General features: G+C 63.6%; 24 protein-coding genes and 1 other RNA gene. 20 read left to right on the top strand and 5 right to left on the bottom strand.

Annotation, left to right across the window (positions count from 1 at the left end; translation table 11 throughout):
* Positions 1-24 precede the first annotated feature (24 nt).
* Positions 25-648, top strand: a complete 624-nt coding sequence (locus GEV38_RS22720) for a glutathione S-transferase N-terminal domain-containing protein (protein ID WP_015271722.1) — start codon at positions 25-27, stop codon at positions 646-648.
* A gap of 10 nt (positions 649-658) precedes the next feature.
* Positions 659-1,090 (top strand): ClpXP protease specificity-enhancing factor, encoded by a 432-nt coding sequence (locus GEV38_RS22715; protein WP_015271721.1) that lies wholly within the window; start codon positions 659-661, stop codon positions 1,088-1,090.
* A 51-nt stretch (positions 1,091-1,141) separates the two neighbouring features.
* Here GEV38_RS22715 and GEV38_RS22710 read toward each other — a convergent pair whose 3' ends face one another.
* The 5 genes from GEV38_RS22710 to GEV38_RS22690 form a co-directional block, all read right to left on the bottom strand.
* On the bottom strand, positions 1,142-1,360 hold the full coding sequence (locus GEV38_RS22710; protein WP_003260792.1) for a YgdI/YgdR family lipoprotein: 219 nt from the start codon (positions 1,358-1,360) through the stop codon (positions 1,142-1,144).
* A 163-nt stretch (positions 1,361-1,523) separates the two neighbouring features.
* Positions 1,524-2,102 carry a BON domain-containing protein gene (locus GEV38_RS22705; RefSeq protein WP_015271720.1) on the bottom strand — a complete coding sequence of 193 codons (579 nt, stop codon included), beginning with the start codon at positions 2,100-2,102 and terminating at the stop codon, positions 1,524-1,526.
* Positions 2,099-2,692, bottom strand: a complete 594-nt coding sequence (locus tag GEV38_RS22700; RefSeq protein ID WP_012274070.1) for a phosphoheptose isomerase — start codon at positions 2,690-2,692, stop codon at positions 2,099-2,101. The genes GEV38_RS22705 and GEV38_RS22700 overlap by 4 nt, the downstream gene beginning before the upstream one ends.
* A gap of 86 nt (positions 2,693-2,778) precedes the next feature.
* The gene (locus GEV38_RS22695) at positions 2,779-3,150 is read right to left on the bottom strand and encodes a YraN family protein (RefSeq protein ID WP_039613002.1); all 372 of its coding nucleotides are present in this window, start codon (positions 3,148-3,150) and stop codon (positions 2,779-2,781) included.
* Positions 3,150-4,967 carry a penicillin-binding protein activator gene (locus tag GEV38_RS22690; protein WP_015271717.1) on the bottom strand — a complete coding sequence of 606 codons (1,818 nt, stop codon included), beginning with the start codon at positions 4,965-4,967 and terminating at the stop codon, positions 3,150-3,152. The genes GEV38_RS22695 and GEV38_RS22690 overlap by 1 nt, the downstream gene beginning before the upstream one ends.
* Positions 4,968-5,153: 186 nt before the next feature.
* Between GEV38_RS22690 and rsmI the strand changes: the two genes are divergently transcribed.
* The 18 genes from rsmI (at position 5,154) to lpxC (ending at position 24,573) form a co-directional block, all read left to right on the top strand.
* Entirely contained in the window at positions 5,154-6,029 is an 876-nt protein-coding gene (rsmI, locus tag GEV38_RS22685) for a 16S rRNA (cytidine(1402)-2'-O)-methyltransferase (protein ID WP_043935900.1), read from the top strand.
* Positions 6,030-6,096: 67 nt separating this feature from the next.
* An RNA gene (rnpB, locus tag GEV38_RS22680) (RNase P RNA component class A) lies at positions 6,097-6,456 on the top strand.
* Positions 6,457-6,764: 308 nt separating this feature from the next.
* Complete coding sequence (gene mraZ, locus GEV38_RS22675) at positions 6,765-7,220, top strand: division/cell wall cluster transcriptional repressor MraZ (protein WP_004575120.1); 456 nt, start codon at positions 6,765-6,767, stop codon at positions 7,218-7,220.
* Positions 7,217-8,164, top strand: a complete 948-nt coding sequence (gene rsmH / locus GEV38_RS22670) for a 16S rRNA (cytosine(1402)-N(4))-methyltransferase RsmH (protein ID WP_015271715.1) — start codon at positions 7,217-7,219, stop codon at positions 8,162-8,164. The genes mraZ and rsmH overlap by 4 nt, the downstream gene beginning before the upstream one ends.
* Positions 8,161-8,454, top strand: a complete 294-nt coding sequence (gene ftsL / locus GEV38_RS22665) for a cell division protein FtsL (RefSeq protein ID WP_003260787.1) — start codon at positions 8,161-8,163, stop codon at positions 8,452-8,454. The genes rsmH and ftsL overlap by 4 nt, the downstream gene beginning before the upstream one ends.
* Positions 8,454-10,196, top strand: a complete 1,743-nt coding sequence (locus tag GEV38_RS22660; RefSeq protein WP_161551483.1) for a penicillin-binding protein 2 — start codon at positions 8,454-8,456, stop codon at positions 10,194-10,196. The genes ftsL and GEV38_RS22660 overlap by 1 nt, the downstream gene beginning before the upstream one ends.
* Entirely contained in the window at positions 10,193-11,683 is a 1,491-nt protein-coding gene (murE, locus tag GEV38_RS22655; RefSeq protein ID WP_170976258.1) for a UDP-N-acetylmuramoyl-L-alanyl-D-glutamate--2,6-diaminopimelate ligase, read from the top strand. Before GEV38_RS22660 ends, murE begins: the two co-directional genes overlap by 4 nt.
* Complete coding sequence (gene murF, locus GEV38_RS22650) at positions 11,676-13,043, top strand: UDP-N-acetylmuramoyl-tripeptide--D-alanyl-D-alanine ligase (RefSeq protein ID WP_015271712.1); 1,368 nt, start codon at positions 11,676-11,678, stop codon at positions 13,041-13,043. The genes murE and murF overlap by 8 nt, the downstream gene beginning before the upstream one ends.
* The gene (mraY, locus tag GEV38_RS22645) at positions 13,043-14,125 is read left to right on the top strand and encodes a phospho-N-acetylmuramoyl-pentapeptide-transferase (RefSeq protein ID WP_015271711.1); all 1,083 of its coding nucleotides are present in this window, start codon (positions 13,043-13,045) and stop codon (positions 14,123-14,125) included. Before murF ends, mraY begins: the two co-directional genes overlap by 1 nt.
* Before the next feature lie 6 nt (positions 14,126-14,131).
* Complete coding sequence (gene murD, locus GEV38_RS22640; RefSeq protein WP_015271710.1) at positions 14,132-15,478, top strand: UDP-N-acetylmuramoyl-L-alanine--D-glutamate ligase; 1,347 nt, start codon at positions 14,132-14,134, stop codon at positions 15,476-15,478.
* Positions 15,475-16,689, top strand: a complete 1,215-nt coding sequence (gene ftsW, locus GEV38_RS22635; RefSeq protein ID WP_100412767.1) for a putative lipid II flippase FtsW — start codon at positions 15,475-15,477, stop codon at positions 16,687-16,689. Before murD ends, ftsW begins: the two co-directional genes overlap by 4 nt.
* A complete protein-coding gene (gene murG, locus GEV38_RS22630; RefSeq protein WP_015271708.1) occupies positions 16,679-17,758 on the top strand; it encodes an undecaprenyldiphospho-muramoylpentapeptide beta-N-acetylglucosaminyltransferase in 1,080 nt (359 codons plus the stop codon). The genes ftsW and murG overlap by 11 nt, the downstream gene beginning before the upstream one ends.
* Positions 17,751-19,199: a UDP-N-acetylmuramate--L-alanine ligase gene (gene murC / locus GEV38_RS22625; RefSeq protein WP_013974110.1), complete on the top strand. Its 1,449-nt coding sequence runs from the start codon at positions 17,751-17,753 to the stop codon at positions 19,197-19,199. The genes murG and murC overlap by 8 nt, the downstream gene beginning before the upstream one ends.
* Positions 19,196-20,152, top strand: a complete 957-nt coding sequence (locus GEV38_RS22620) for a D-alanine--D-alanine ligase (protein WP_015271707.1) — start codon at positions 19,196-19,198, stop codon at positions 20,150-20,152. Before murC ends, GEV38_RS22620 begins: the two co-directional genes overlap by 4 nt.
* A 4-nt stretch (positions 20,153-20,156) precedes the next feature.
* Positions 20,157-21,026: a cell division protein FtsQ/DivIB gene (locus GEV38_RS22615; protein ID WP_012274056.1), complete on the top strand. Its 870-nt coding sequence runs from the start codon at positions 20,157-20,159 to the stop codon at positions 21,024-21,026.
* A gap of 14 nt (positions 21,027-21,040) precedes the next feature.
* Positions 21,041-22,297, top strand: coding sequence for a cell division protein FtsA (gene ftsA / locus GEV38_RS22610; protein ID WP_015271706.1), 1,257 nt, complete (start codon positions 21,041-21,043; stop codon positions 22,295-22,297).
* A 55-nt stretch (positions 22,298-22,352) separates the two neighbouring features.
* Entirely contained in the window at positions 22,353-23,549 is a 1,197-nt protein-coding gene (ftsZ, locus tag GEV38_RS22605; RefSeq protein ID WP_003260772.1) for a cell division protein FtsZ, read from the top strand.
* Positions 23,550-23,661: 112 nt separating this feature from the next.
* Complete coding sequence (lpxC, locus tag GEV38_RS22600; RefSeq protein ID WP_003260771.1) at positions 23,662-24,573, top strand: UDP-3-O-acyl-N-acetylglucosamine deacetylase; 912 nt, start codon at positions 23,662-23,664, stop codon at positions 24,571-24,573.
* The last annotated feature ends 12 nt before the right edge of the window (positions 24,574-24,585 follow it).

Genomic DNA, 24,585 nt, shown 5'->3' with positions numbered 1-24,585 from the left:
GCATCCCGTACGAGGAGGCGCTACATGGGCGCAACCAACAGGTTAGCCTGCTATTCCGACCCCGCTGATCACTATTCTCATCGGGTACGCCTCGTGCTGGCCGAGAAGGGCATCAGCGTGCAGGTCATCGATGTCGATCCCGGTCGACTGCCGCCCAAGCTGGTCGAGGTGAATCCTTACGGCAGCGTGCCGACCCTGGTCGACCGTGACCTGGCGCTGTATGAATCGACCGTGGTGATGGAGTACCTCGAGGAGCGTTATCCACATCCGCCGCTAATGCCGGTGTACCCGGTTGCGCGGGGGAACAGTCGCTTGCTGATGCACCGCATCCAGCGCGACTGGTGCTCCCTGGCCGATACCGTGCTCGATCCGCGCAGTAGCGAGGCTGCCCGAACCGAAGCGCGCAAGGCATTGCGTGAGAGCCTGACCGGGGTCTCGCCGTTGTTCGGCGAGTACGCCTGCTTCATGAGTGAGGAGCAAAGCCTGGTCGATTGTTGTCTACTGCCCATCCTCTGGCGTCTGCCGGTGTTGGGTATCGAGTTGCCGCGGCAAGCCAAGCCGCTGCTGGATTACATGGAGCGGCAGTTCGCCCGCGAGCCTTTCCAGGCGAGCCTGTCCTCTGTAGAACGTGAAATGCGCAAGCTTTAAGGAGCCGTTGATGAACTCCAGTCGCCCCTATCTGGTTCGAGCACTGTACGAGTGGATCGTCGACAACGATTGCACGCCCCATATGCTGGTCAATGCCGAATTCCCGAAGGTCCAGGTGCCGGACGGTTTCGCCAGTGATGGCCAGATCGTCTTGAACATCTCGCCAAGTGCCGTGCGCAGCCTGCACATGGACAACGACGCGGTCAGCTTCGAGGGCCGCTTCGGTGGCGTGGCTCACTCGCTGTACGTGCCGGTTGGTGCCATTCTGGGTATTTACGCCCGCGAGAATGGCCAGGGTATGGTCTTCGAGCTGGAGTCGTCCATGATGGATGACGATGAGCAGGAAGATGATGAAGTGCAGCCGGATGACGATGGCCCGCCAGAGGGTGGTGGCCAGCCGCCACGCCCGACTGGTCGACCAAGTCTGAAAGTGGTCAAGTAATAAAAAAGGCGATCCAACCGGATCGCCTTTTTTTAATTACGCCAGCCCTGCTTACAGGTCGCTGATGGTACGTACCTGGTCCTTGTTGATGCGGGTACGCTTGCCGTCGAGTTGCTGGAACTCATAGAAGCCGGCGTCACGGTCGAACTTCGGTACGTCGACGGCCTGGATTTCACGGCCATCGTTGAGGGTGATCAGGCTTGGTGTAGAGCAGCCGGCCAGGGTGGCGAAAGTGCCGAACAGCAGGGCAGGCAGCAGAAGCTTTTTCATGCGGTGTTTCCTGGATTTCTGAAGGGTGGGGCAGTGTTGTCGCCTGTGCTGGCCTTTTCGCGGGTAAACCCGCTCCCACAGGAATACAACAAGTCTCGAAAGCTGTGAGATCCCTGTGGGGGCGGGTTTACCCGCGAAGAGGCCGGTGCAGGCAATCAGTGAATCAGTCGATGTACTCGAACAGCTTGACGATCTTCTGCACACCCGACACGCCCTGTACCACGGCAGTGGCCGAGTTGGCCTCCTGCTGGGTCACCAGGCCGAGCAGGTAAACGATGCCATTCTCAGTAATCACCTTGATGCGCGAGCTGGGCACGGCATTGTCGGTCAGCATCTGGGTCTTGATCTTGGTGGTCAGCCAGGCGTCGTTGTTGCGCGCCAGGATGGAGGAGGGTTGCATCACCTGCAGCTCGTTGTGCACTTTCTTGACGCGCTGTACCTGGCTGGCAGTCTGCTCGGCGAGGCTCTTGAGGTCGGCGCGCGGTGTCTGGCCGGCCAGCAGGACGATGCCGTTGTAGCTGCTGACAACGATGTGCGAACCTTTGTCCAGGTCAGGGCTGGCCTTGGCGATGTTGACCGAAGCCTTGGTTTCGATCAGCGAGTCGTCGATCTTGCTGCCGATGGTGCGCGTTCCGCGATCGTCCTCGATCGGCGAATTGCGGGTAGAGGTCAGTACCGAGCTGCAACCAGTGACGCTCAGGCACAGTGTCAGGGCCATAAGGCCGAGGCGCATAGGGGTCATTCTTCACTCCCGAACAGTTGGCTGTCGATCAGATCACACAGGCAGTGGATCGCCAGCAGGTGGACTTCCTGGATACGCGCGGTAACCGTCGAAGGTACGCGGATTTCCACGTCTTCGGGCAGCAGCAGCGAAGCCATGCCGCCGCCATCGCGACCAGTCAATGCTACGACAATCATTTCGCGGTCATGTGCGGCCTGGATCGCCTGGATCACGTTGGCCGAGTTGCCGCTGGTGGAGATCGCCAGCAGAACGTCACCGGGCTGGCCCAGCGCGCGGATCTGCTTGGAAAAGACTTCGTTGTAGCTGTAGTCGTTGGCGATCGAGGTCAAGGTCGAGCTGTCGGTGGTCAGCGCGATGGCCGGCAGGCTCGGGCGTTCGCGCTCGAAGCGGTTGAGCAGCTCGGAGGAAAAGTGCTGGGCATCGCCGGCCGAGCCGCCGTTGCCACAGGCGAGCATCTTGCCCTCGTTGAGCAGCGCGTTGACCATGACCAGGCTGGCCTGCTCGATGTGCGGTGCCAGGATGTCCATTGCCTGTTGCTTGGTATCGATGCTGGCCTGGAATAGCCGGCGAATTCGGGATTGCATGTCCATCTGGTGACCTTAAGTGGGGCGGTGGCCTTTGCTACGCGCAACAACGACCAGCCCGCGAAACATAGAGCAAAAAAATCGGAATGGGTTCAGCATTCGAAGGCGTTTTTCAGCCATTGAAGCGGTCTGCCTGCATGGTGGCTGCCCTGTAGGGCGACTACGTCGAAGCGGCAGGGGTGGTTGCCCCAGTGGGGCTCCTTCTGCAGGAACAGGCTGGCGGCGAGCACCAACCGTTTCTGCTTGCGCCCGTCGATACTGCCAAGGGCGCCACCGAAGCCCGCGTGCAACCGGTAGCGGACTTCGACGAATACTACTGTATCGGCGTCGAGCATGACCAGATCAAGCTCACCGCCTTTGCATCGCCAGTTGCGCGCCAGCAGTTGCAGGCCCTGCCCTTGAAGATATTCAAGGGCCTGGCTTTCCGCTGCCTGCCCGGCGCTGGTGGGCGACGCTGCTGCCATCAGCGAGGAGTGTCAGGCAGGCGCTGGACCTGGCCACCGACGAACTCGGCCCAAGGTAGCTGGCGCTCGACACGCTGGTTGGCGTTCATGCTCAGGCTGCCCGAAAGGCCCAGTACGCGGTTGTCCGGTAGTGCTTTCAGCTGGCCCAGGCGCGGCGCCAGGCTGTAGGCGTCGACGCCCATGGCATACAGGCGGCCCAGGCTGCCTGCCGCTTGCGGCCATTGCTGCACGACCTGCTGGCGCAGGCTGTTGCTGGTATCGAGCAGCCACGGGGTTTCGCAGAAGCGGATACCGTTCATGTCGTTGTACTGGTTGACGTCACCACTGGCGCTGTACAGGTTCGAGGTGGCGTAGACCGGTACGTCACCGGCGTACTGGAAGTTCAGGGTCGGCTTGATCTGCTGGGCCTGTTGCGGGGTCGAGGCGAGGAAGATGAAGTCGATGTCCTGGCGGCGCGACGGCTGCGCGGCGATGCTGCCACCTACCGTGCTCTGCAGGCTCTTGGCGCGGCCTTCGCTCTGGCGCAGCTGGAACAGGTCGGCAATCTGCTGGGCCAATGCGACCGGCTGGGCGATGCGTTCGGCGGCGAGCAGAGTGCCACCGTTGCCTTCCCAGTCCTGGCGGAAGGCGGCAAGCACACGATCGCCCCATTCGCCGCTCGGCACCAGGGCAACTGCGCGGACCATGCCATCGGCGCGGGCGCGACGGGCCACTTCACGGGCTTCGTCTTCGGCAGCGAGGCCGAACTGGAACAGCTGCGGTGGAGCCTTCTGGCCGGCGTCGGCGTAGTTCAGGGCCAGGGTGGTGATCGGCAGTTGTGGCTTGGCAGCCAGTTGCTTGACCAGCGGTTTTTCCAGCGGGCCGATGACCAGCTGTACGCCTGCGGCCTGGGCCTGGCGATAGAAGTCGTCGAGCGAGCCGATGCGCGAGCTGTCGAATACCTGCACGGCTGGCGCCTGCTGGCCGGCTTGCTGGGCCTGGAAGTGTGCAGCCATGAAGCCGTCACGCAGGGCGCGGGCAACACCGGCAAGCGGGCCTTCCTGAGGCAGCAGCAGGGCAATTTTGGTCAGCGGTTGGCTGGCCAGCTCCTTGAGCTTGGTCAGAGCCAGCGGCAGTTGCTGGGCGGCCGGGTGGTCCGGGTGCTGCTTGACCCAGGCGTCGATCGCCGCTTGCTGCTGCTCCAGGGTGCCGGCGCTTTTTACCGCGAAGGCCAGGCTGGTCCAGCCGGCAAGGGGCTGGTCGTTGCCTGGCTGCTGCAGTTGCTCTGCCGGCAGCGAGGCGACCAGTGCCCAGATGGCGTCATTGTTGGCGCTGGCGGCCTGGCCGCTGAGCAGCGGGGCCAGCAGCACGCGCTGTTGCGCGGCGGCGAGGGCCTGGCCATCGGCTTCGAGGGCGGCCGCGTGCACGCTGTAGGTGCGCGCTTGCTGTTCTTGCGGCAGTTCGGCGACGCGCTGCAGGCTGGGGTGGGCCAGGGCAGCCAGGGCAGCCTTGGGCTGGTTGCGGCTCATGGCCAGCTCGGCTCCGAGGGTGCTGGCGAACACTTGCTGGGCCGGCTTGAGCGTGTCCAGCGGCACCTGCTCGAGGATGCGTGCGGCGCGTGGGAAGTCCTTCTGCCTGTAGGCCAGGTCGGCTGCGCTCAGGCGCAGCAGGGCGGCGTCTTCCGCGGACTTGCTGGAAGCAGCCTTTTCGAGCAGTTGCTCGATGCTGGCGTCCGGGGTGCGTGGCAGTTCGCCCAGGCTGGATGAGGGCGAGCTGGCGCAGGCTGCCAGCAAGGCAGCAAGGCAGAGGGCTGTGAACAGCCGCAGGCAAGCGATCATGTAAAGGTCCTGTTACTCGATCAAGGTGGCCGGCAATTGTACCCAAGCGCTGGCCGGGGCGCGATGTTGCCGTGTCGATCCTTCACTATAGGAGGCCTGCCATCGGTCGTCGGCGAAGTTCTTTGCGCCCTGTTGCAGGCGCTCGGGCTACAATGGCGCCTTTGATCCGAACGACAGGTGTGCGCAGTGACTGATGTGGCAGGGGCTTCGAAATCCACGGTGGGGACGCTGTATGTGGTCGCAACCCCTATCGGCAACCTCGACGACATGAGTGCCCGGGCGCTGAAGGTGCTGGCGGACGTGGCCCTGATCGCGGCGGAAGATACCCGTCATTCGATCCGTCTGCTGCAGCACTTCGGCATCGACACGCCGCTGGCGGCCTGCCATGAACACAACGAGCGTGACGAGGGCGGGCGTTTTCTCACCAAGCTGCTGGCGGGCGAGAATGTGGCGTTGGTTTCCGATGCCGGCACGCCGCTGATTTCCGATCCGGGGTACCACCTGGTGCGCCAGGCGCGTGCTGCGGGGGTAAATGTGGTCCCGGTGCCGGGCGCCTGCGCTCTGATCGCCGCGCTGTCGGCAGCCGGCCTGCCGTCGGACCGTTTCATCTTCGAAGGCTTCCTGCCGGCCAAGGCGGCGGGACGGCGGGCGCGCCTGGAGCAGGTAAAGGAAGAACCGCGCACGCTGATCTTCTACGAGGCCCCGCACCGTATCCTGGAATGCCTTGAAGACATGGAAGCGGTATTCGGTGGCGAGCGCCCGGCGTTGTTGGCGCGTGAACTGACCAAGACCTTCGAGACCCTCAAGGGCCTGCCCCTGGCCGAGCTTCGCGCCTTCGTTGCTGGTGACAGCAACCAGCAGCGCGGTGAGTGCGTGGTACTGGTTGGTGGCTGGAGTGCGCCGGAGGGCGAACAGGCGATCAGTGCCGAAGCGCAACGGGTGCTCGACCTGCTGCTGGCCGAGCTGCCACTCAAGCGGGCGGCGGCGCTGGCTGCGGAAATTACCGGGGTGCGCAAGAACCTGCTGTATCAACTTGCACTGGAAAAGCAGAAAGCCGAATAGTGGCATATTGATATAAATGCCGGTATTGCTTGTTCTTGGGCGCGCGTGCCGTTAATCTTGGCGGCGGAGAGTCGATCGGACAGTCGCTGCCTGCTTTTGTTCCGCAAAAGCAGGGGGAGGAAAGTCCGGGCTCCATAGGGCAGAGTGCCAGGTAACGCCTGGGAGGCGCGAGCCTACGGAAAGTGCCACAGAAAATAACCGCCTAAGCACTTCGGTGCCGGTAAGGGTGAAAAGGTGCGGTAAGAGCGCACCGCACGGCTGGCAACAGTTCGTGGCTAGGTAAACCCCACTCGGAGCAAGACCAAATAGGGTTCCATCAGGCGTGGCCCGCGTCGGAACCGGGTAGGTTGCTAGAGGCGTCCAGTGATGGCCGTCGTAGAGGAATGACTGTCCTCGACAAAACCCGGCTTACAGATCGACTCTCCACCTTTCCCTCCCTGCTTTATTCGATAGCAGATGCCCTCTGGTAATACCGAAAAAATCTTACTCTTAATAAATCACTTTAACTTCGAACTCCATTCGCCTGCGTGGGTTTGATTTTTCTCGTGTTTTTTTCTGCTCGGTAGTCCTTCCGCATTCCTTTATTGCGCTAAATCTCGGTCCTGTAAGGCTTTTCCTTCCGAACGTGCCTTGACGGTGCTGCGGGCGGATTCCTATAGTGTGCGCAAGTGGCAGAAAGTGGGATGAAGTGGGTTTTCTGGCACAAAAAAGCTAACATTGTGGGGAATCGCAGCCGTGTTCCGCGGAGCCAACGCCGTCAGCCTCGATGCCAAGGGCCGTCTCGCCATGCCGAGCCGGTACCGTGACGAGCTCGATTCGCGTTGCAATGGTCAGCTGATCGTGACCATCGACGCCGTTGACCCCTGCTTGTGTGTTTATCCCCTCGATGAGTGGGAACAGATAGAAGCCAAGTTGCGTGCTTTGCCATCGTTGCGTGAGGAAAACCGCCGCCTTCAGCGTTTGCTGATCGGTAACGCGGTTGACCTGGAGCTCGATGGCAGTGGGCGTTTCCTGGTACCGCCCCGTCTGCGTGAGTACGCCAAGCTCGACAAGAAGGCGATGCTGGTGGGGCAACTGAACAAATTCCAGCTGTGGGATGAAGATGCCTGGAACGCGGTTTCGGCAGCAGACCTTGCAGCTATTCAACAACCGGGCGCCATGCCCGACGAATTGCGTGACCTGATCCTGTGACCATAGATAGCGGCTTCAACCACATTACCGTCCTGCTCGACGAAGCTGTCGAGGCATTGGCCCTGCGCGCCGACGGTTGCTATCTGGACGGCACCTTTGGCCGTGGCGGGCACAGCCGGCTGATTCTCAGCAAGCTCGGGCCGCAAGGGCGGCTGCTGGGTTTCGACAAAGATCCACAGGCGATTGCCACGGGGCAAGCGCTGGCGGCCGAAGACGGCCGCTTTGTCATTGTGCAGCGCAGCTTTGCCGAGCTGGGCGCGGAAGTGGCCGAGCGTGGCCTGGATGGCAAGGTCAGCGGCGTATTGCTGGACTTGGGCGTTTCCTCGCCGCAGCTGGATGACCCCGAGCGGGGCTTCAGCTTCCTCAATGATGGCCCGCTCGACATGCGCATGAACCCGGACCAGGGCATCAGCGCCGCCGAGTTCATCGCCACTGCACCTGAAGAAGAAATAGCCCGTGTGTTCAAGGAGTACGGCGAAGAGCGTTTCGCCAAGCGCATGGCTCGCGCCGTGGTGCAACGCCGCGAACAGCAACCGTTCACCCGCACCGGCGACCTCGCCGAGGTGCTGAAGGTGGCCAACCCGGCCTGGGAGAAGGGCAAGAACCCGGCGACCCGCGCTTTCCAGGGCCTGCGTATTCACGTCAACAACGAATTGGGTGATCTCGAGGCAGGCCTGGAGGCCGCGATCGATGCGCTGGAAGTGGGCGGCCGCCTGGCAGTGATCAGCTTCCATTCGCTGGAAGACCGCATCGTCAAGCTGTTCATGCGCAGGCTGGCCAAGGGCGAGGCTGACAACCTGCCGCGCAACCTGCCGGTACAGCACAAGGTCTTCGAGCCGAAAATCAAGCTCATCGGCAAGGCTCAGTTCGCTTCCGACGCCGAGCTCAAGGCCAACCCGCGGGCGCGCAGCGCCGTTATGCGGGTGGCGGAGAAGCTGCGGTGAGCAGGCTGTTTGCCAAACCTTTGCCAGGCGGAAGCTTCCTGATGCTTCTGCTGTTCGTTGCCGTGCTGGTTTCGGCCATCGCCGTGTCCTACAGCGCGCACTGGAACCGTCAGTTGCTCAACACGCTGTACGGCGAATTGAACGAACGTGACAAGGCCCAGGCCGAATGGGGCCGGCTGATTCTCGAACAAAGCACCTGGACCGCCGCCAGTCGCATCGAGAACCTGGCTTCCGAGCAACTGAAGATGCGCGTACCTTCGGCTGACGAAGTGCGGATGGTGGCGCCATGATGAAGCTCGAAGGCGCACTCTACCCCTGGCGCTTCCGCGTGGTGATCGGCTTGCTGGCGCTGATGGTCGGTGCCATCTGCTGGCGCATCATCGACCTGCAGGTAGTCGACCGTGATTTCCTCAAGGGGCAGGGCGATGCGCGCAGCCTGCGTCACATCCCTATCCCGGCTCACCGCGGCCTGATCACCGACCGTAACGGTGAACCGTTGGCGGTCAGTACCCCGGTCACCACCCTGTGGGCCAACCCCAAGGAAATGCAGGCCTCCAAGGACCGCTGGCCGCAGCTGGCAGCAGCACTGGGGCAGAACCCGCAGCAGCTGACCGAGCGCCTGACCCAGCAGGCCAGCAAAGAGTTCATCTACCTGGTCCGCGGCCTGACCCCGGAGCAGGGCCAGCATGTGCTCGACCTGAAAGTGCCGGGCGTGTATGGCCTGGAAGAATTCCGCCGCTTCTACCCGGCCGGTGATGTCACCGCGCACATGGTCGGCTTCACCGACCTCGACGACCACGGTCGCGAAGGGGTGGAGCTGGCCTATGACGAATGGCTGGCTGGCGTACCCGGCAAGCGGCAGGTCATCAAGGACCGGCGCGGCCGGCTGATCAAGGACATCCAGGTAACCAAGAACGCCAAGGCCGGGAAGACCTTGGCGTTGTCGATAGACCTGCGCCTGCAGTACCTGGCCACCCGCGAGCTGCGCAACGCCATTGCCGAACAGGATGCCAAGGCCGGCAGCCTGGTGATCATGGACGTCAAGACCGGTGAGGTCCTGGCCATGGTCAACCAGCCGACCTACAACCCCAACAACCGCCGCAGCATGTTCCCGGCCGCCATGCGTAACCGCGCGATCATCGACGTGTTCGAGCCGGGCTCCACGGTCAAGCCGATCTCCATGAGTGCGGCACTGGAAAGTGGCCGCTGGAAGCCGACCGACAAGGTCGAGGTGTACCCGGGCAGCCTGCAAATTGGTCGCTACACCATCAAGGACGTGTCCAGGAGCGAAGGCCCGATCCTCGACCTGACCGGTATCCTGATCAACTCCAGTAACGTCGGCATGAGCAAGATCGCCTTCGACATCGGCGGCGAGGCCATCTACCGGGTCATGTCCCAGGTCGGCCTGGGTCAGTACACCGGCCTTGGCTTCCCCGGCGAGCGCGTCGGCAACCTGCCCAACCATCGCGAGTGGCGCAAGGCCGAGACTGCGACCCTGTCCTATGGCTATGGCGTGTCGGTGACCGCCCTGCAGCTGGTGCATGCATACGCGGCGCTGGCCAACGACGGCAAGATGGTGCCGCTGTCGATCCTCAAGGTCGACAAGGCCCCGGAAGCGGTGCAGGCCATTCCGAAGGAAACCGCCGAAACCATTCAGGGCATGCTGCAGCAGGTGATCGAAGCGCCGCGCGGGGTGTTCCGTGCCCAGGTTCCGTTCTACCACGTGGCCGGCAAGTCAGGTACCGCCCGTAAGGCCACCGTCGGTTCCAAGGGCTACACCGAAAACGCCTACCGCTCGCTGTTCGCCGGCTTCGGGCCGATGAGCGACCCGCGCTATGCCATCGTCGTGGTAATCGATGAGCCTGGCAAGGGCGGTTACTTCGGTGGCCTGGTTTCGGCACCGGTGTTCAGCAAGGTCATGTCCGGCACTCTGCGCCTGATGAACGTTCCGCCAGACAACCTGCCTCCACCGGCACCTGTAGAACAATCGCAAGTCAATGCTGCTGCAACCGCCAAGGGAGGGCGTGGATGATGACAATGCCATTGAGCAAGCTTTTCGCTCACGCCAGCCGTGACCCGTTGATCCGTGAACTGACGCTGGACAGCCGCAATGTGCGTCCGGGTGATCTGTTCCTGGCTGTTCCGGGCGCCAAGGTCGATGGCCGCGAGCATATCGCCGATGCCCTGGCGCGTGGCGCTGCCGCTGTAGCCTATGAAGAGCAGGGCACGAGCGTCCTGCCAATCACCGATGTGCCGCTCATCCCGGTCAAGGGCCTGATCGCCCAGCTTTCGGATATCGCAGGTCGCTTCTATGGCGAACCGAGCCGCCAGCTGAACCTGGTGGGCGTTACCGGTACCAACGGCAAGACCAGCGTCACCCAGCTGGTGGCCCAGGCGCTGGACTTGCTTGGCCAGCGTTGCGGCCTGATCGGCACCCTGGGTACCGGCTTCTATGGTGAGCTGCAGAGTGGTCGCCTGACCACGCCCGACCCGATCGCCGTACAGTCGACCCTCAACGACCTCAAGAAAGGTGGCGCCAAGGCCGTGGCCATGGAGGTTTCCTCCCACGCCCTGGAGCAGGGCCGGGTCGCCGCTCTGGAATTCGACATCGCGGTCATGACCAACCTGTCCCGCGACCACCTGGACTACCACGGCAGCATGGAGGCCTACGAGGCCGCCAAGGCCAAGCTGTTCGCCTGGCCGAGCCTGCGTTGCCAGGTGGTCAACCTGGATGACGATTTCGGCCGTCGCCTGGCCGCCGATTTTGCCCGCCGCCCGAGTGTCGACCATATCGAGACCCGGTTGCTCAGCTACAGCCTGGAGAACCCGGAGGCCTCGCTGTACTGCCGTGAAGCCGTGTTCAATGACGATGGCGTGCGCGCCACCCTGGTCACCGCCCAAGGCGAACGTACCCTGCGCAGCCAGTTGCTGGGCCGCTTCAACCTGAGCAACATGCTCGCCGCCGTGGCGACCCTGTTGGCGCTGGACTACGCGCTGGACGAAATCCTCAAGGTCACCCCGCAGCTGCAGGGGCCGATCGGCCGCATGCAGCGCCTGGGTGGGGGCGACAAGCCGCTGGTGGTGGTCGACTATGCGCACACCCCGGACGCCCTGGAGAAAGTGCTCGAAGCCCTGCGCCCGCATGCGCACGGCAAGCTGCTGTGCCTGTTCGGCTGCGGCGGCGACCGAGACCGCGGCAAGCGTCCGCTGATGGCCGAAGTGGCCGAGCGCCTGGCCGACCGCGTGCTGGTAACTGACGACAACCCGCGTACTGAAGACCCGCTGCGCATCTTTGACGACATCCGCCCGGGTTTCGCCAAGCCTGCCGAGGTCGAGTTCGTTGCCGGTCGTGGCGAAGCCATTGCGCACCTGATCGCCACCGCCGCTGCCGACGATGTGATCGTGCTGGCCGGCAAGGGGCACGAGGATTACCAGGAGATCAATGGCGAGCGCCATGATTTCTCCGATTTGACCGAGGCCGAAAAGGCACTTGCAGCCTGGGAGGCTCCACATGCTTAAGCCGATGTCACTCAGCCAGCTGACCAAAGCGCTGGGTGGTCAACAAGTCGGTGCCGACGCCACCTTCACCGGCGTCAGCATAGACAGCCGCAGTGTTGGCGCCGGGCAACTGTTCGTGGCCCTGGCCGGCCCGCGCTTCGATGGCCACGACTACCTGGCCGATGTGAAGGCCAAGGGCGCTGTCGCTGCCCTGGTCGAGCGTGAAGTGGCCGATGTCGACCTGCCGCAGCTGCTGGTCGCCGATTGCCGCCTGGCCCTCGGCCAGCTTGGCGCGCTGAACCGTGCTGCATTCGACAAACCGGTGGTGGCCATCACCGGTTCCAGCGGCAAGACCACGGTCAAGGAGATGCTCGCCAGCATCCTGCGCACCCGTGGCCTGGTGCACGCCACCCGCGGCAACCTGAACAACGACCTCGGCGCGCCGCTGACCCTGCTGGAGATCGCTCCCGAGCACAGCGCCGCGGTGATCGAGCTGGGCGCCTCGCGCATTGGCGAGATCCGCTACACCGTCGGCCTGACCCGGCCCCAGGTGGTCATCATCAACAACGCCGGCACCGCCCACGTTGGCGAGTTCGGCGGCCCGGAAAAGATCGTCGAAGCCAAGGGCGAGATTCTCGAAGGCCTGGGCGAGGGCGGTATCGCCATCCTCAACCTGGACGACAAGGCCTTTGATATATGGAAGGCACGTGCCGGCGCGCACAAAGTCTTCAGCTTTGCCCGCAACAATCCAAAGGCCGATTTCCATGCCTCTGACATCGGCCGCGATGCCCGTGGTTGCCCTTCGTTCAAGCTGCATGGCGCTGGCGACACGGTAGACGTGCAACTCAATGTGCTCGGTGAGCACAACGTCAGCAATGCCCTGGCCGCCGCTGCCGCTGCCCATGCCGTTGGTCTGAGCCTGAGCGGCATCGCCGCAGGCTTGGCTGCCGTGCAACCGGTCAAGGGCCGTACCGTGGCGCAGATCGCGCCGAACGGCGTGCGGGTGATCGACGACAGTTACAACGCAAATCCCACCTCCATGTGCGCGGCCATTGATATACTCGCCGGCTTTTCCGGGCGCACCGTCTTGGTGCTTGGGGATATCGGCGAACTGGGGCAATGGGCGGAAGAAGGCCACCGTCAGGTGGGTGACTACGCGCGTGGCAAGGTCGACGCCCTGTACGCAGTGGGTTCCAACATGACACACGCGGTCAAGGCATTCGGAGCCAATGGCCGCCATTTCGCTACTCAAGCTGAGCTGATCGACGCGGTTGGCGCCGAGAATGCCAGCGACACCACTATCTTGATCAAGGGCTCGCGCAGTGCTGCGATGGAAAACGTCGTGGCGGCATTGTGCGGTGCCAGCGGGGAGAAACATTAATGCTGCTGCTGTTGGCCGAGTATCTGCAACAGTTCCACAAAGGCTTCGCGGTCTTCCAGTACCTGTCCCTGCGCGGGATTCTGGGTGTGCTGACCGCGTTGTCCCTGGCGCTGTGGCTGGGGCCGTGGATGATCCGTACCCTGCAAATCCGCCAGATCGGCCAGGCCGTGCGTAACGACGGCCCGCAATCGCACCTGTCCAAGTCCGGCACCCCGACCATGGGTGGGGCGCTGATCCTGTCCGCCATCGCCGTCAGCACGCTGCTGTGGGCCGACCTGACCAACCGCTATGTGTGGGTGGTGCTGATCGTTACCCTGGCATTCGGTGCCATCGGCTGGGTCGATGACTACCGCAAGGTGATCGAAAAGAACTCGCGTGGCCTGCCAAGCCGCTGGAAGTACTTCTGGCAGTCGGTGTTCGGCCTGGCTGCAGCCGTCTTCCTGTACAAGACCGCGCCGACCAGCGTCGAAACCACGCTGATCCTGCCGTTCATCAAGGATGTCACCATTCCGCTGGGCATCGGCTTCGTCGTGCTGACCTACTTCGTCATTGTCGGTTCGAGCAACGCGGTCAACCTCACTGACGGCCTCGACGGCCTGGCGATCATGCCGACGGTGATGGTCGGCGGCGCCCTGGGCATCTTCTGCTACCTGTCGGGCAACGTTAAGTTCGCCGAATACCTGCTGATCCCCTATGTGCCGGGCTCGGGCGAGCTGATCGTGTTCTGCGGCGCGCTGATCGGTGCCGGCCTGGGCTTCCTGTGGTTCAACACCTACCCGGCGCAGGTATTCATGGGTGACGTCGGCGCGCTGGCGCTGGGCGCCGCGCTGGGCACCATCGCCGTGATCGTTCGCCAGGAAATCGTGCTGTTCATCATGGGCGGCGTGTTCGTCATGGAAACCCTGTCGGTGGTGATCCAGGTTGCCTCCTTCAAGCTGACCGGCAAGCGCGTGTTCCGCATGGCGCCGATCCACCACCACTTTGAACTCAAGGGCTGGCCAGAGCCACGGGTGATCGTCCGCTTCTGGATCATCACCGTGATCCTGGTGCTGATCGGCCTTGCAACCCTGAAACTGAGGTAGATGAGCGTGTCCTTGATCGCTTCCGACCAATTCCGCATCGTTGTCGGCCTCGGCAAGAGCGGCATGTCCCTGGTTCGCTTCCTGGCGAGCCGGGGCACTGCCTTTGCGGTCGCCGACACCCGCGAGCAACCGCCGGAACTGGACACCCTGCGCCGTGATTACCCGCAGGTGGAAGTGCGCTGTGGTGAACTGGACGTGGACTTCCTGTGCCGCGCCAACGAGCTGTATGTCAGCCCCGGCCTGGCCCTTGCCACCCCGGCCCTGCAGCAGGCGGCCGCGCGTGGGGTGAAGTTGTCCGGTGACATCGAACTGTTCGCCCGCCACGCCAAGGCCCCGATCATTGCCATCAGCGGCTCCAACGCCAAGAGCACCGTCACCACCCTGGTGGGCGAAATGGCCGCCAAGGCGGGCAAGCGCGTGGCGGTGGGCGGCAACCTCGGTACCCCGGCGCTGGACCTGTTGGCCGATGATGTCGAGCTGTACGTGCTGGAACTGTCCAGCTTCCAGCTGGAAACCACCGATCAGCTCAACGCCGAAGTGGCCACCGTGCTGAACATCAGCGAAGACCATATGGACCGCTACAGCGGCCTGCCGGCTTACCACCTGGCCAAGCACCGGATCTTCCGTGGTGCCCGCCAGGTCGTGGTCAACCGCCAGGATGCCCTGTCCCGGCCGCTGCCGGTGGAAGGCCGCCCATGCTGGACCTTCGGTCTCAACCAACCGGATTTCAAGGCCTTCGGCCTGCGTGAAGTGGACGGCGAAAAATACCTGGCGTTCGAGTTCCAGGCGCTGATGCCGGCACGTGAGCTGAAGATTCGTGGCGCCCACAATCAGAGCAACGCCCTGGCGGCTCTGGCTCTGGGGCACGCTGCCGGCCTGCCGTTCGAACCGATGCTCGAGGCACTGCGCGAGTTCGGCGGCCTGGCCCACCGTTGCCAGTGGGTGCGCGAGCGCAACGGCGTGAACTGGTACGACGATTCCAAGGCCACCAACGTCGGTGCTGCCCTGGCCGCGATCGAAGGCCTGGGTTCCGACATCGAAGGCAAACTGGTGCTGATCGCCGGTGGCGACGGCAAGGGCGCCGACTTCGCCGCGTTGCGCGAGCCGGTCAAGCGCTTCTGCCGCGCCGTGGTGCTGCTTGGCCGTGATGCCGAGCGCCTGGCCGAAGCCCTGGGCGATGGCGTGCAACTGGTCCGCGTAAAGTCTCTCGACGAGGCTGTACAGCAATGCGCCGAACTGGCCCGGCCGGGTGATGCCGTGCTGCTGTCGCCGGCGTGTGCCAGCCTCGACATGTTCAAGAACTTCGAAGAGCGCGGGCGCCTGTTCGCCCAGGCAGCGGGAGGCCTTGCATGATCTTTGGCATCCTCAAGCCCTATCCGTCGCCGCTGATCAGCGGCCGTGGCATCGACCTGGACTTCGCGATGCTCGCCGGCTGCCTGGCTTTGCTGGGCCTGGGCCTGGTGATGATCACCTCGGCGTCCTCGGAAGTGGCTGCGGTGCAGTCTGGCAACCCGCTTTACCACATGTTCCGCCACTTGGTGTACGTGTTCCTCGGCCTGGTCGCCTGTGGCGCCACCATGCTGGTGCCGATCGCCACCTGGCAGCGCATGGGCTTCCTGATGCTGCTGGGGGCCTTCGGCCTGCTGGTGCTGGTGCTGGTGCCGGGCATCGGCCGCGAAGTGAACGGTTCCATGCGCTGGATCGGCTTCAGCTTCTTCAACGTGCAGCCTTCGGAAATTGCCAAGGTGTTCGTGGTCATCTACCTGGCCGGCTACCTGGTGCGCCGGCAGACCGAGGTACGCGAAACCTGGATGGGCTTCTTCAAGCCATTCATCGTGCTGCTGCCCATGGCTGCCCTGCTGCTGATGGAGCCGGACTTCGGTGCCACCGTGGTGATGATGGGCGCGGCGGCGGCCATGCTGTTCCTCGGCGGGGTGGGGCTGTTCCGCTTCAGCCTGATGGTGGTGTTGGCGGTCGTTGCGGTGTTCGTCCTGGTACAGGCGCAGCCTTACCGTATGGCGCGCCTGATTACCTTTACCGACCCGTGGTCCGACCAGTTCGGCTCGGGCTACCAGCTGACCCAGGCGCTGATTGCCTTCGGCCGTGGCGAGTGGTTCGGCGTTGGTCTGGGCAACAGCGTGCAGAAGCAGTTCTACCTGCCTGAAGCGCACACCGACTTCGTGTTCTCGGTACTGGCCGAAGAACTTGGCGTGGTCGGCTCGCTGCTGACTATTGCTCTGTTCGTATTCGTGACTGTGCGTGCCCTGTATATCGGCCTGTGGGCGGAAAAAGCCAAACAGTTCTTTGCCGCTTATGTTGCGTTCGGCCTGGCCTTCCTGTGGATCGGCCAGTTCCTGATCAACATCGGTGTGAACGTCGGCCTGCTGCCGACCAAGGGCCTGACCCTGCCGTTCCTCAGCTACGGGGGCAGCTCGCTGGTGATCTGCTGTGCCTGCGTGGGCCTGTTGCTGCGCATCGAGTGGGAAAGCCGTACGCACCTGGGTAGTGAGGAGCACGAATTCAGCGAAAGCGATTTTGCCGAGGAGACCAATTATGGCCGCTGACGGCAGGAACGTACTGATCATGGCGGGCGGAACCGGGGGCCACGTGTTCCCGGCCCTGGCCTGCGCTCGTGAATTCCAGGCGCGCGGTTACAGCGTGCACTGGCTGGGCACCCCGCGTGGCATCGAGAACGAACTGGTGCCCCAGGCCGGCCTGCCGTTGCATCTGATCCAGGTCAGCGGCCTTCGCGGCAAGGGCAAGCTGTCGTTGCTCAAGGCGCCGTTCACCCTGGTCAAGGCCGTGCTGCAGGCGCGGCGTATCGTGCGTGAGCTCAAGCCGGTATGCGTGGTCGGCTTCGGTGGCTATGTGACCGGCCCAGGCGGCGTGGCCGCACGCCTGTGCGGCGTACCGCTGGTGATCCACGAGCAGAACGCGCGCGCCGGTACTACCAACCGCCTGCTGCTGCCGCTGGCTGCGCGTGTTTGCGAAGCCTTCCCGGCCACCTTCGCCGCCAGCGACAAACTGCGCACCACCGGCAACCCGGTGCGCCCGGAGCTGTTCATGGACGCCCTGCGCGCGCCGCTGGCCGAGCGCCGTGCGCGCCTGCTGGTGATGGGCGGCAGCCTGGGGGCGGAACCATTGAACAAATTGTTGCCTAAGGCCCTGTCCGAAGTGCCCCCCGCGCTGCGGCCAGAGGTATTCCACCAGGCCGGCAAGCAACACGCGCCAGCCACCGCCGAGCGTTATCGCGAGGCGGGCGTCGAGGCTCAGGTAGAGCCCTTCATCAAGGACATGGCCCAAGCCTATGGCTGGGCCGACATTGTGGTGTGCCGGGCCGGCGCCTTGACCGTCAGTGAGCTGGCGGCAGCGGGCCTGCCTTCGATGCTGGTGCCATTGCCCCATGCGATCGACGACCACCAGACCCACAACGCCCAATATCTGGCCCGGGAAGGCGCTGCCTTCCTGATGCCACAAGCGACAACTGGCGCAGCGCAGCTCGCTGAACGCCTGAACGAGGTGCTGATGCAACCCGAGAAACTCAACGTCATGGCAGGCACCGCACGGCGCCTGGCCAAACCTGCCGCAACCAGCACCGTGGTCGATATCTGCCTGGAGGTGGCCCATGGTTGAAAGCCAGAAAGCCATGCCCCAGCCCAAGATGGGCCGTATCCGCCGTATCCACTTCGTCGGTATCGGCGGCGTGGGCATGTGCGGCATTGCCGAAGTGTTGCTGAACCTGGGCTATGAAGTGTCCGGTTCCGACCTGAAGGCTTCGCCGGTCACCGAGCGTCTGGAGTCGTTCGGCGCCGAGATCTTCGTCGGCCACCGTGCCGAGAACGCCGCCACCGCCGATGTGCTGGTGGTGTCCAGCGCCATCAACCCGGCCAACCCGGAAGTCGCCACCGCTCTCGAGCGGCGCATTCCGGTGGTGCCGCGTGCCGAGATGCTCGCCGAGCTGATGCGCTATCGCCATGGCGTGGCCGTTGCCGGCACCCACGGCAAGACCACCACCACCAGCCTGCTGGCCTCGGTGTTCGCCGCTGGCGGCCTGGACCCGACCTTCGTCATCGGTGGCCGCCTGACCGCTGCCGGCACCAATGCCCAGCTGGGTACCAGCCGCTACCTGATTGCCGAAGCGGACGAGAGCGATGCGAGCTTCCTGCACCTGCAGCCGATGGTGGCCGTGGTCACCAACATCGACGCCGACCACATGGCGACCTACGAAGGTGACTTCAACAAGTTGAAGAAAACCTTTGTCGAATTCCTGCACAACCTGCCGTTCTACGGCCTGGCCGTGATGTGCCTGGACGACCCGGTGGTGCGCGAGATCCTGCCACAGGTCAAGCGCCCGACCGTGACCTATGGCTTCAGCGACGAGGCCGACATCCGCGCCATCAACGTGCGCCAGATGGGCATGCAGACCCACTTCACCGTGCTGCGTCGTGATCGCGAGCCGCTGGAGGTGTCGGTGAACATGCCCGGCAACCACAACGTGCTCAATGCCTTGGCCACCATCGCCATCGCCACCGACGAAGGCATCACCGACGAAGCCATTGTCCAGGGCCTGTCCGGCTTCCAGGGCGTCGGCCGCCGCTTCCAGGTGTACGGCGAACTGCCGGTCGAAGGCGGCAGCGTGATGCTGGTCGACGACTACGGCCACCACCCGACCGAAGTGGCTGCGGTGATCCAGGCCGTGCGCGGCGGTTGGCCAAGCCGTCGCCTGGTGATCGTCTACCAGCCGCACCGCTACAGCCGTACCCGCGACCTGTACGACGATTTCGTCCAGGTGCTTGGCGATGCCAACGTGCTGCTGCTGATGGAGGTCTACCCGGCCGGCGAAGAGCCGATCCCCGGCGCCGACAGCCGCCAGCTGTGCCACAGCATCCGCCAGCGCGGCAAGCTGGACCCGATCTACATCGAGCGTGGCGTCGACCTGGCGCCGCTGGTCAAGCCACTGCTGCGCGCTGGCGACATCCTGATCTGCCAGGGTGCCGGTGATGTCGGCGGCCTGGCCCCTCAATTGATGAAAAGCCCGCTGTTCGCTGGCGCCAAGCAGGAGAAGTCGAAATGACCAGCGCCTACGACAAGCTGCACTCGACCCTGGACGTCAAGGCGTTCGGCCGCGTCGCGGTGCTGTACGGCGGCAAGAGCGCCGAGCGCGAAGTGTCGCTCAAGTCCGGTGCCGCAGTGATCGACGCGCTGACCACCGCCGGTGTCGACGTGGTCGCCATCGACGTGGGTGACGACCTGCTCGACCGCCTGCAAAGCGAGAAGATCGACCGCGCCTTCATCATCCTCCACGGCCGTGGCGGTGAAGACGGCAGCATGCAAGGCCTGCTCGAGTGCCTGGGCATTCCCTATACCGGCAGTGGCATCCTTGCCTCGGCACTGGCCATGGACAAGCTGCGCACCAAGCAAGTGTGGCAGAGCCTGGGCATTCCGACCCCGCGCCACGCGGTGCTGGCGAGCGAAAGCGATTGTTTGCAGGCCAGTACGGAACTGGGCTTCCCGCTTATCGTCAAACCCGCCCATGAAGGCTCCAGCATCGGCATGGCCAAGGTGAACAGCGCCCAGGAACTGGTCGCCGCCTGGCAGGATGCCGCCCGATACGATTCCCAGGTACTGGTGGAGCAGTGGATCCACGGGCCGGAGTTCACCGTCGCGGTATTGCGCGGCCAGGTACTGCCGCCGATCGCCCTGGGTACGCCGCACGTGTTCTACGACTACGACGCCAAGTACATCGCCAACGATACCCAGTACCGCATTCCCTGCGGCCTGGACAGCGTCAAGGAACAGGAACTGATCGACCTGACCGCGCGTGCCTGCGATGCCATCGGCATCGAAGGCTGGGGGCGGCTGGACGTGATGCAGGACGAGCAGGGCCGGTTCTGGCTGCTCGAAGTCAACACCGCACCCGGCATGACCGACCATAGCCTGGTGCCCATGGCGGCCCGCGCGGCCGGCCTGGACTTCCAGCAACTGGTGCTGGCGATCCTGGCCGAGAGCGTGGCGACGCGAGGTTAAAACCATGCAAGGCGCGATGATACGTCAGCAGCAACCCGTTACCGGCCGTAGCAAGCCGGTGCCGCGTGGTGCCAGCCGGCTGGTGGCCGACGAGCCCGTATCGGCGCGCCTGCCGCGGCCAAGCCTGGGTGGTCTCAAGCGCCTGCTGTGGCCGGTGCTGCTGGTGGCGGCCGGGTTTGGCGCCTACGAGGGCGCCATTCGCCTGATGCCGTATGCGGACCGGCCGATCACCAAGATCGACGTGCAGGGCGACCTCAGCTACATCAGCCAGCAGTCGGTGCAGCAGCGTATCGCGCCCTATGTGGCAGCGAGCTTCTTCAGTGTCGACCTGCCGGCGATGCGCGCAGAGCTCGAGCAGATGCCGTGGATCGCCCACGCCGAAGTGCGCCGGGTGTGGCCCGACGAGGTGGTGATCCGCCTGGAAGAGCAGTTGCCGGTAGCGCGCTGGGGTGACGAAGCCTTGCTCAACAACCAGGGCCAGGCCTTCACCCCGCGCGAACTGGCCAACTACGAGCACCTGCCGCAGCTGGCCGGGCCGCAGCGTGCTCAGCAACAAGTCATGCAGCAGTATCAGGTATTGAGCCAGATGCTGCGCCCCCTGGGCTTTTCCATCGCTCGCCTGGAGCTGCGCGAGCGAGGCAGCTGGTTCCTGACCACGGGCGCGAGCAGCGCCGGGCCGGGCATCGAGCTGCTGCTGGGGCGCGACCATCTGGTGGAGAAGATGCGCCGTTTCATTGCCATTTACGACAAGACACTCAAAGACCAGATCACCACTATCGCCCGCATTGATCTGCGTTACTCCAACGGACTTGCCGTTGGTTGGCGGGAACCGATTGCACCGACGACGGCCCAACCCGCCGTTGCGAAGAATTAGAGAGAGGCAGGACCATGGCAAACGCGCATAGCGGCAAAATGATCGTCGGGCTGGACATCGGCACCTCCAAGGTGGTGGCGCTGGTGGGTGAAGTGGGCGAGGACGGCACCCTGGAAATCGTCGGGATCGGTACTCATCCGTCCCGCGGCCTGAAAAAAGGCGTGGTGGTGAACATCGAGTCCACCGTGCAGTCGATCCAGCGCGCCGTGGAAGAAGCGCAGCTGATGGCCGGCTGCCGCATCCACTCGGCCTTCGTCGGCGTGGCCGGCAACCACATCCGCAGCCTGAACTCCCACGGCATCGTCGCCATCCGCGACCGCGAGGTCAGCCTGGCCGACCTGGAGCGCGTACTCGACGCCGCCCAGGCCGTTGCCATCCCGGCCGACCAGCGCGTGCTGCACACCCTGCCGCAGGACTACGTGATCGACAACCAGGAAGGCGTGCGCGAGCCGCTGGGCATGTCTGGCGTACGTCTGGAAGCCAAGGTCCACGTGGTCACCTGCGCGGTCAACGCGGCGCAGAACATCGAGAAGTGCGTACGCCGTTGCGGCCTGGAAATCGACGACATCATCCTCGAGCAGCTGGCCTCGGCCTACTCGGTGCTGACCGACGATGAAAAAGAGCTGGGCGTGTGCCTGGTGGACATCGGCGGTGGCACTACCGACATCGCCATCTTCACCGAGGGCGCGATCCGTCACACCGCGGTGATCCCGATTGCCGGCGACCAGGTGACCAACGACATCGCCATGGCGCTGCGTACTCCGACCCAGTACGCCGAAGAAATCAAGATCCGCTACGCCTGCGCCTTGGCCAAACTGGCTGGCGCCGGCGAGACCATCAAGGTGCCGAGCGTGGGCGATCGCCCACCGCGCGAGCTGTCGCGCCAGGCCCTGGCCGAGGTGGTGGAGCCACGTTACGACGAGCTCTTCACCCTGATCCAGGCCGAACTGCGCCGCAGTGGCTACGAGGACCTGGTGCCAGCCGGCATCGTTCTCACCGGCGGCACCGCGAAGATGGAAGGCGCCGTGGAACTGGCCGAGGAAATCTTCCACATGCCGGTACGCCTGGGCGTACCGCACAGCGTTCGGGGGCTCAGCGACGTGGTTCGCAACCCGATCTATTCCACCGGCGTGGGCTTGCTCACCTACGGCCTGCAGAAGCAGACCGAAGACCTGCCCCTGACCGGTAACAGCAGCAACAACAGCTATGGCGATGAACCGAAGGCTCCAGTGCTTGAACGCTTCAAGCGCTGGGTCCAGGGCAATTTCTAAGTTTCAAAGCAGTAGTGGTAGGCGCGACAACTAGAGAACTGTAAGGAGAGGGAAAATGTTCGAGCTCGTAGACAACGTCCCGCAAAGCCCGGTCATCAAAGTGATCGGTGTTGGCGGTGGTGGCGGCAACGCCGTCAACCACATGGTCAAGAGCAGCATCGAAGGCGTGGAATTCATCTGCGCCAACACCGATGCCCAGGCGCTGAAGAACATCGGCGCGCGCACCATCCTGCAATTGGGTACTGGTGTGACCAAGGGCCTGGGTGCCGGTGCCAATCCGGAAGTCGGCCGTCAGGCCGCGCTGGAAGACCGTGAGCGCATCGCTGAAGTGCTGCAGGGTACCAACATGGTGTTCATCACCACTGGCATGGGTGGCGGTACCGGTACCGGTGCAGCGCCGATCATCGCCGAAGTGGCCAAGGAAATGGGCATTCTCACCGTTGCCGTGGTGACCCGTCCGTTCCCGTTCGAAGGCCGCAAGCGCATGCAGATCGCCGATGAAGGCATCCGCATGCTGGCCGAAAGCGTCGACTCGTTGATCACCATCCCCAACGAGAAGCTGCTGACCATCCTGGGCAAGGATGCCAGCCTGCTGTCTGCCTTCGCCAAGGCCGACGACGTACTGGCCGGTGCCGTGCGCGGTATCTCCGATATCATCAAGCGCCCGGGCATGATCAACGTCGACTTCGCCGACGTGCGTACCGTGATGGGTGAAATGGGCATGGCCATGATGGGTACTGGCTGTGCCAGCGGCCCGAACCGTGCGCGTGAAGCCACCGAGGCAGCGATCCGCAACCCGCTGCTGGAAGACGTCAACCTGCAGGGCGCCCGCGGCATCCTGGTGAACATCACCGCAGGCCCTGACCTGTCGCTGGGTGAGTACTCCGATGTGGGTAGCATCATCGAAGCCTTCGCCTCCGACCACGCCATGGTCAAGGTCGGCACCGTGATCGACCCGGACATGCGTGACGAGCTGCACGTGACCGTGGTGGCTACTGGCCTGGGCGCGCGCATCGAGAAGCCTGTGAAGGTGGTCGACAACACCCTGCAGACTGCCCAGCAGGTGTACGAGGCCTCCAACCCGGCGCCGGTTCGCCAAGAGCAGCCTGCGGTCAACTACCGTGACCTGGAGCGCCCGACCGTAATGCGCAACCAGGCTCATGCAGGTGCTGCTGCAGCCGCTAAACTGAACCCTCAGGATGACCTGGACTACCTCGATATCCCGGCATTCCTGCGTCGTCAGGCTGATTAATGGAATTTATCAGGGGTATAAAGGTGATTGGTATTCATCAAAGGTTGGGTCTGTTATCATCCCCAGCCTTTGTTGATACCTGTTCGCAATTTGCGCTGAAGCGGCCAATGCCATGATTAAACAACGCACCCTGAAGAATACCATCCGTGCCACAGGTGTCGGTCTGCACTCCGGGGAGAAGGTTTACCTGACCCTCAAGCCTGCACCTGTTGACACCGGCATCGTCTTCCGCCGCGCCGACCTCGACCCTGTGGTCGAAATCCCGGCGCGCGCGGCCAACGTCGGCGAGACAACCATGTCGACGACGCTGGTCAACGGTGACGTCAAGGTCGATACGGTCGAGCACCTGCTCTCCGCCATGGCGGGCCTGGGCATCGATAACGCCTACGTCGAGCTCTCCGCCTCGGAAGTGCCGATCATGGATGGCAGCGCCGGACCCTTTGTATTTCTGATTCAGTCTGCCGGCCTGGAAGAACAGGACGCAGCCAAGAAGTTCATCCGCATCCTGCGTGAGGTAACCGTGGAAGAGGGCGACAAGCGCGCCACTTTCCTGCCTTTCGACGGCTTCAAGGTGAGCTTCGAGATCGACTTCGATCATCCGGTCCTCAAGGGCCAGACCCAGAGTGCGGTCGTCGACTTCTCCAGCACCTCGTTCGTGAAGGAAGTCAGCCGCGCCCGTACCTTCGGCTTCATGCGTGACATCGAGTACCTGCGCAAGCACAACCTTGCGCTGGGTGGCAGTGTCGAGAACGCCATCGTGGTCGACGAGACCGGTGTGCTCAACGAAGACGGCCTTCGTTCCGATGACGAATTCGTCAAGCACAAGATCCTCGACGCCATTGGCGACCTTTATCTGCTGGGCAACAGCCTGATCGGCGAGTTCAAGGGCTACAAGTCCGGCCACGCGCTGAACAACCAGCTGTTGCGCAAGCTGATTGCCGAAACCGATGCCTGGGAAGTGGTCACCTTCGAAGATGCCAGCACGGCACCGATCTCGTACATGCGCCCTGTTGCGGCCGTGTAAGTTCGAACACTC

Source organism: Pseudomonas sp. 13159349 (genome assembly GCF_013305685.1).
Taxonomy (GTDB): Bacteria; Pseudomonadota; Gammaproteobacteria; order Pseudomonadales; family Pseudomonadaceae; genus Aquipseudomonas; species Aquipseudomonas asiatica.
This window is presented reverse-complemented; position numbering and strand designations above follow the sequence as displayed.

Excerpts from the sequence above, each read along its gene's own strand:
- GEV38_RS22720 (WP_015271722.1), top strand. The coding sequence starts at position 25 with ATGGGCGCAACCAACAGGTTAGCCTGCTATTCCGACCCCGCTGATCAC.
- GEV38_RS22715 (WP_015271721.1), top strand. The coding sequence starts at position 659 with ATGAACTCCAGTCGCCCCTATCTGGTTCGAGCACTGTACGAGTGGATC.
- GEV38_RS22710 (WP_003260792.1), bottom strand. The coding sequence starts at position 1,360 with ATGAAAAAGCTTCTGCTGCCTGCCCTGCTGTTCGGCACTTTCGCCACC.
- GEV38_RS22705 (WP_015271720.1), bottom strand. The coding sequence starts at position 2,102 with ATGACCCCTATGCGCCTCGGCCTTATGGCCCTGACACTGTGCCTGAGC.
- GEV38_RS22700 (WP_012274070.1), bottom strand. The coding sequence starts at position 2,692 with ATGGACATGCAATCCCGAATTCGCCGGCTATTCCAGGCCAGCATCGAT.
- GEV38_RS22695 (WP_039613002.1), bottom strand. The coding sequence starts at position 3,150 with ATGGCAGCAGCGTCGCCCACCAGCGCCGGGCAGGCAGCGGAAAGCCAG.
- GEV38_RS22690 (WP_015271717.1), bottom strand. The coding sequence starts at position 4,967 with ATGATCGCTTGCCTGCGGCTGTTCACAGCCCTCTGCCTTGCTGCCTTG.
- GEV38_RS22660 (WP_161551483.1), top strand. The coding sequence starts at position 8,454 with ATGAAGCTCGAAGGCGCACTCTACCCCTGGCGCTTCCGCGTGGTGATC.
- murE (WP_170976258.1), top strand. The coding sequence starts at position 10,193 with ATGATGACAATGCCATTGAGCAAGCTTTTCGCTCACGCCAGCCGTGAC.
- murF (WP_015271712.1), top strand. The coding sequence starts at position 11,676 with ATGCTTAAGCCGATGTCACTCAGCCAGCTGACCAAAGCGCTGGGTGGT.
- mraY (WP_015271711.1), top strand. The coding sequence starts at position 13,043 with ATGCTGCTGCTGTTGGCCGAGTATCTGCAACAGTTCCACAAAGGCTTC.
- ftsW (WP_100412767.1), top strand. The coding sequence starts at position 15,475 with ATGATCTTTGGCATCCTCAAGCCCTATCCGTCGCCGCTGATCAGCGGC.
- murG (WP_015271708.1), top strand. The coding sequence starts at position 16,679 with ATGGCCGCTGACGGCAGGAACGTACTGATCATGGCGGGCGGAACCGGG.
- murC (WP_013974110.1), top strand. The coding sequence starts at position 17,751 with ATGGTTGAAAGCCAGAAAGCCATGCCCCAGCCCAAGATGGGCCGTATC.
- GEV38_RS22620 (WP_015271707.1), top strand. The coding sequence starts at position 19,196 with ATGACCAGCGCCTACGACAAGCTGCACTCGACCCTGGACGTCAAGGCG.
- GEV38_RS22615 (WP_012274056.1), top strand. The coding sequence starts at position 20,157 with ATGCAAGGCGCGATGATACGTCAGCAGCAACCCGTTACCGGCCGTAGC.
- ftsA (WP_015271706.1), top strand. The coding sequence starts at position 21,041 with ATGGCAAACGCGCATAGCGGCAAAATGATCGTCGGGCTGGACATCGGC.
- ftsZ (WP_003260772.1), top strand. The coding sequence starts at position 22,353 with ATGTTCGAGCTCGTAGACAACGTCCCGCAAAGCCCGGTCATCAAAGTG.
- lpxC (WP_003260771.1), top strand. The coding sequence starts at position 23,662 with ATGATTAAACAACGCACCCTGAAGAATACCATCCGTGCCACAGGTGTC.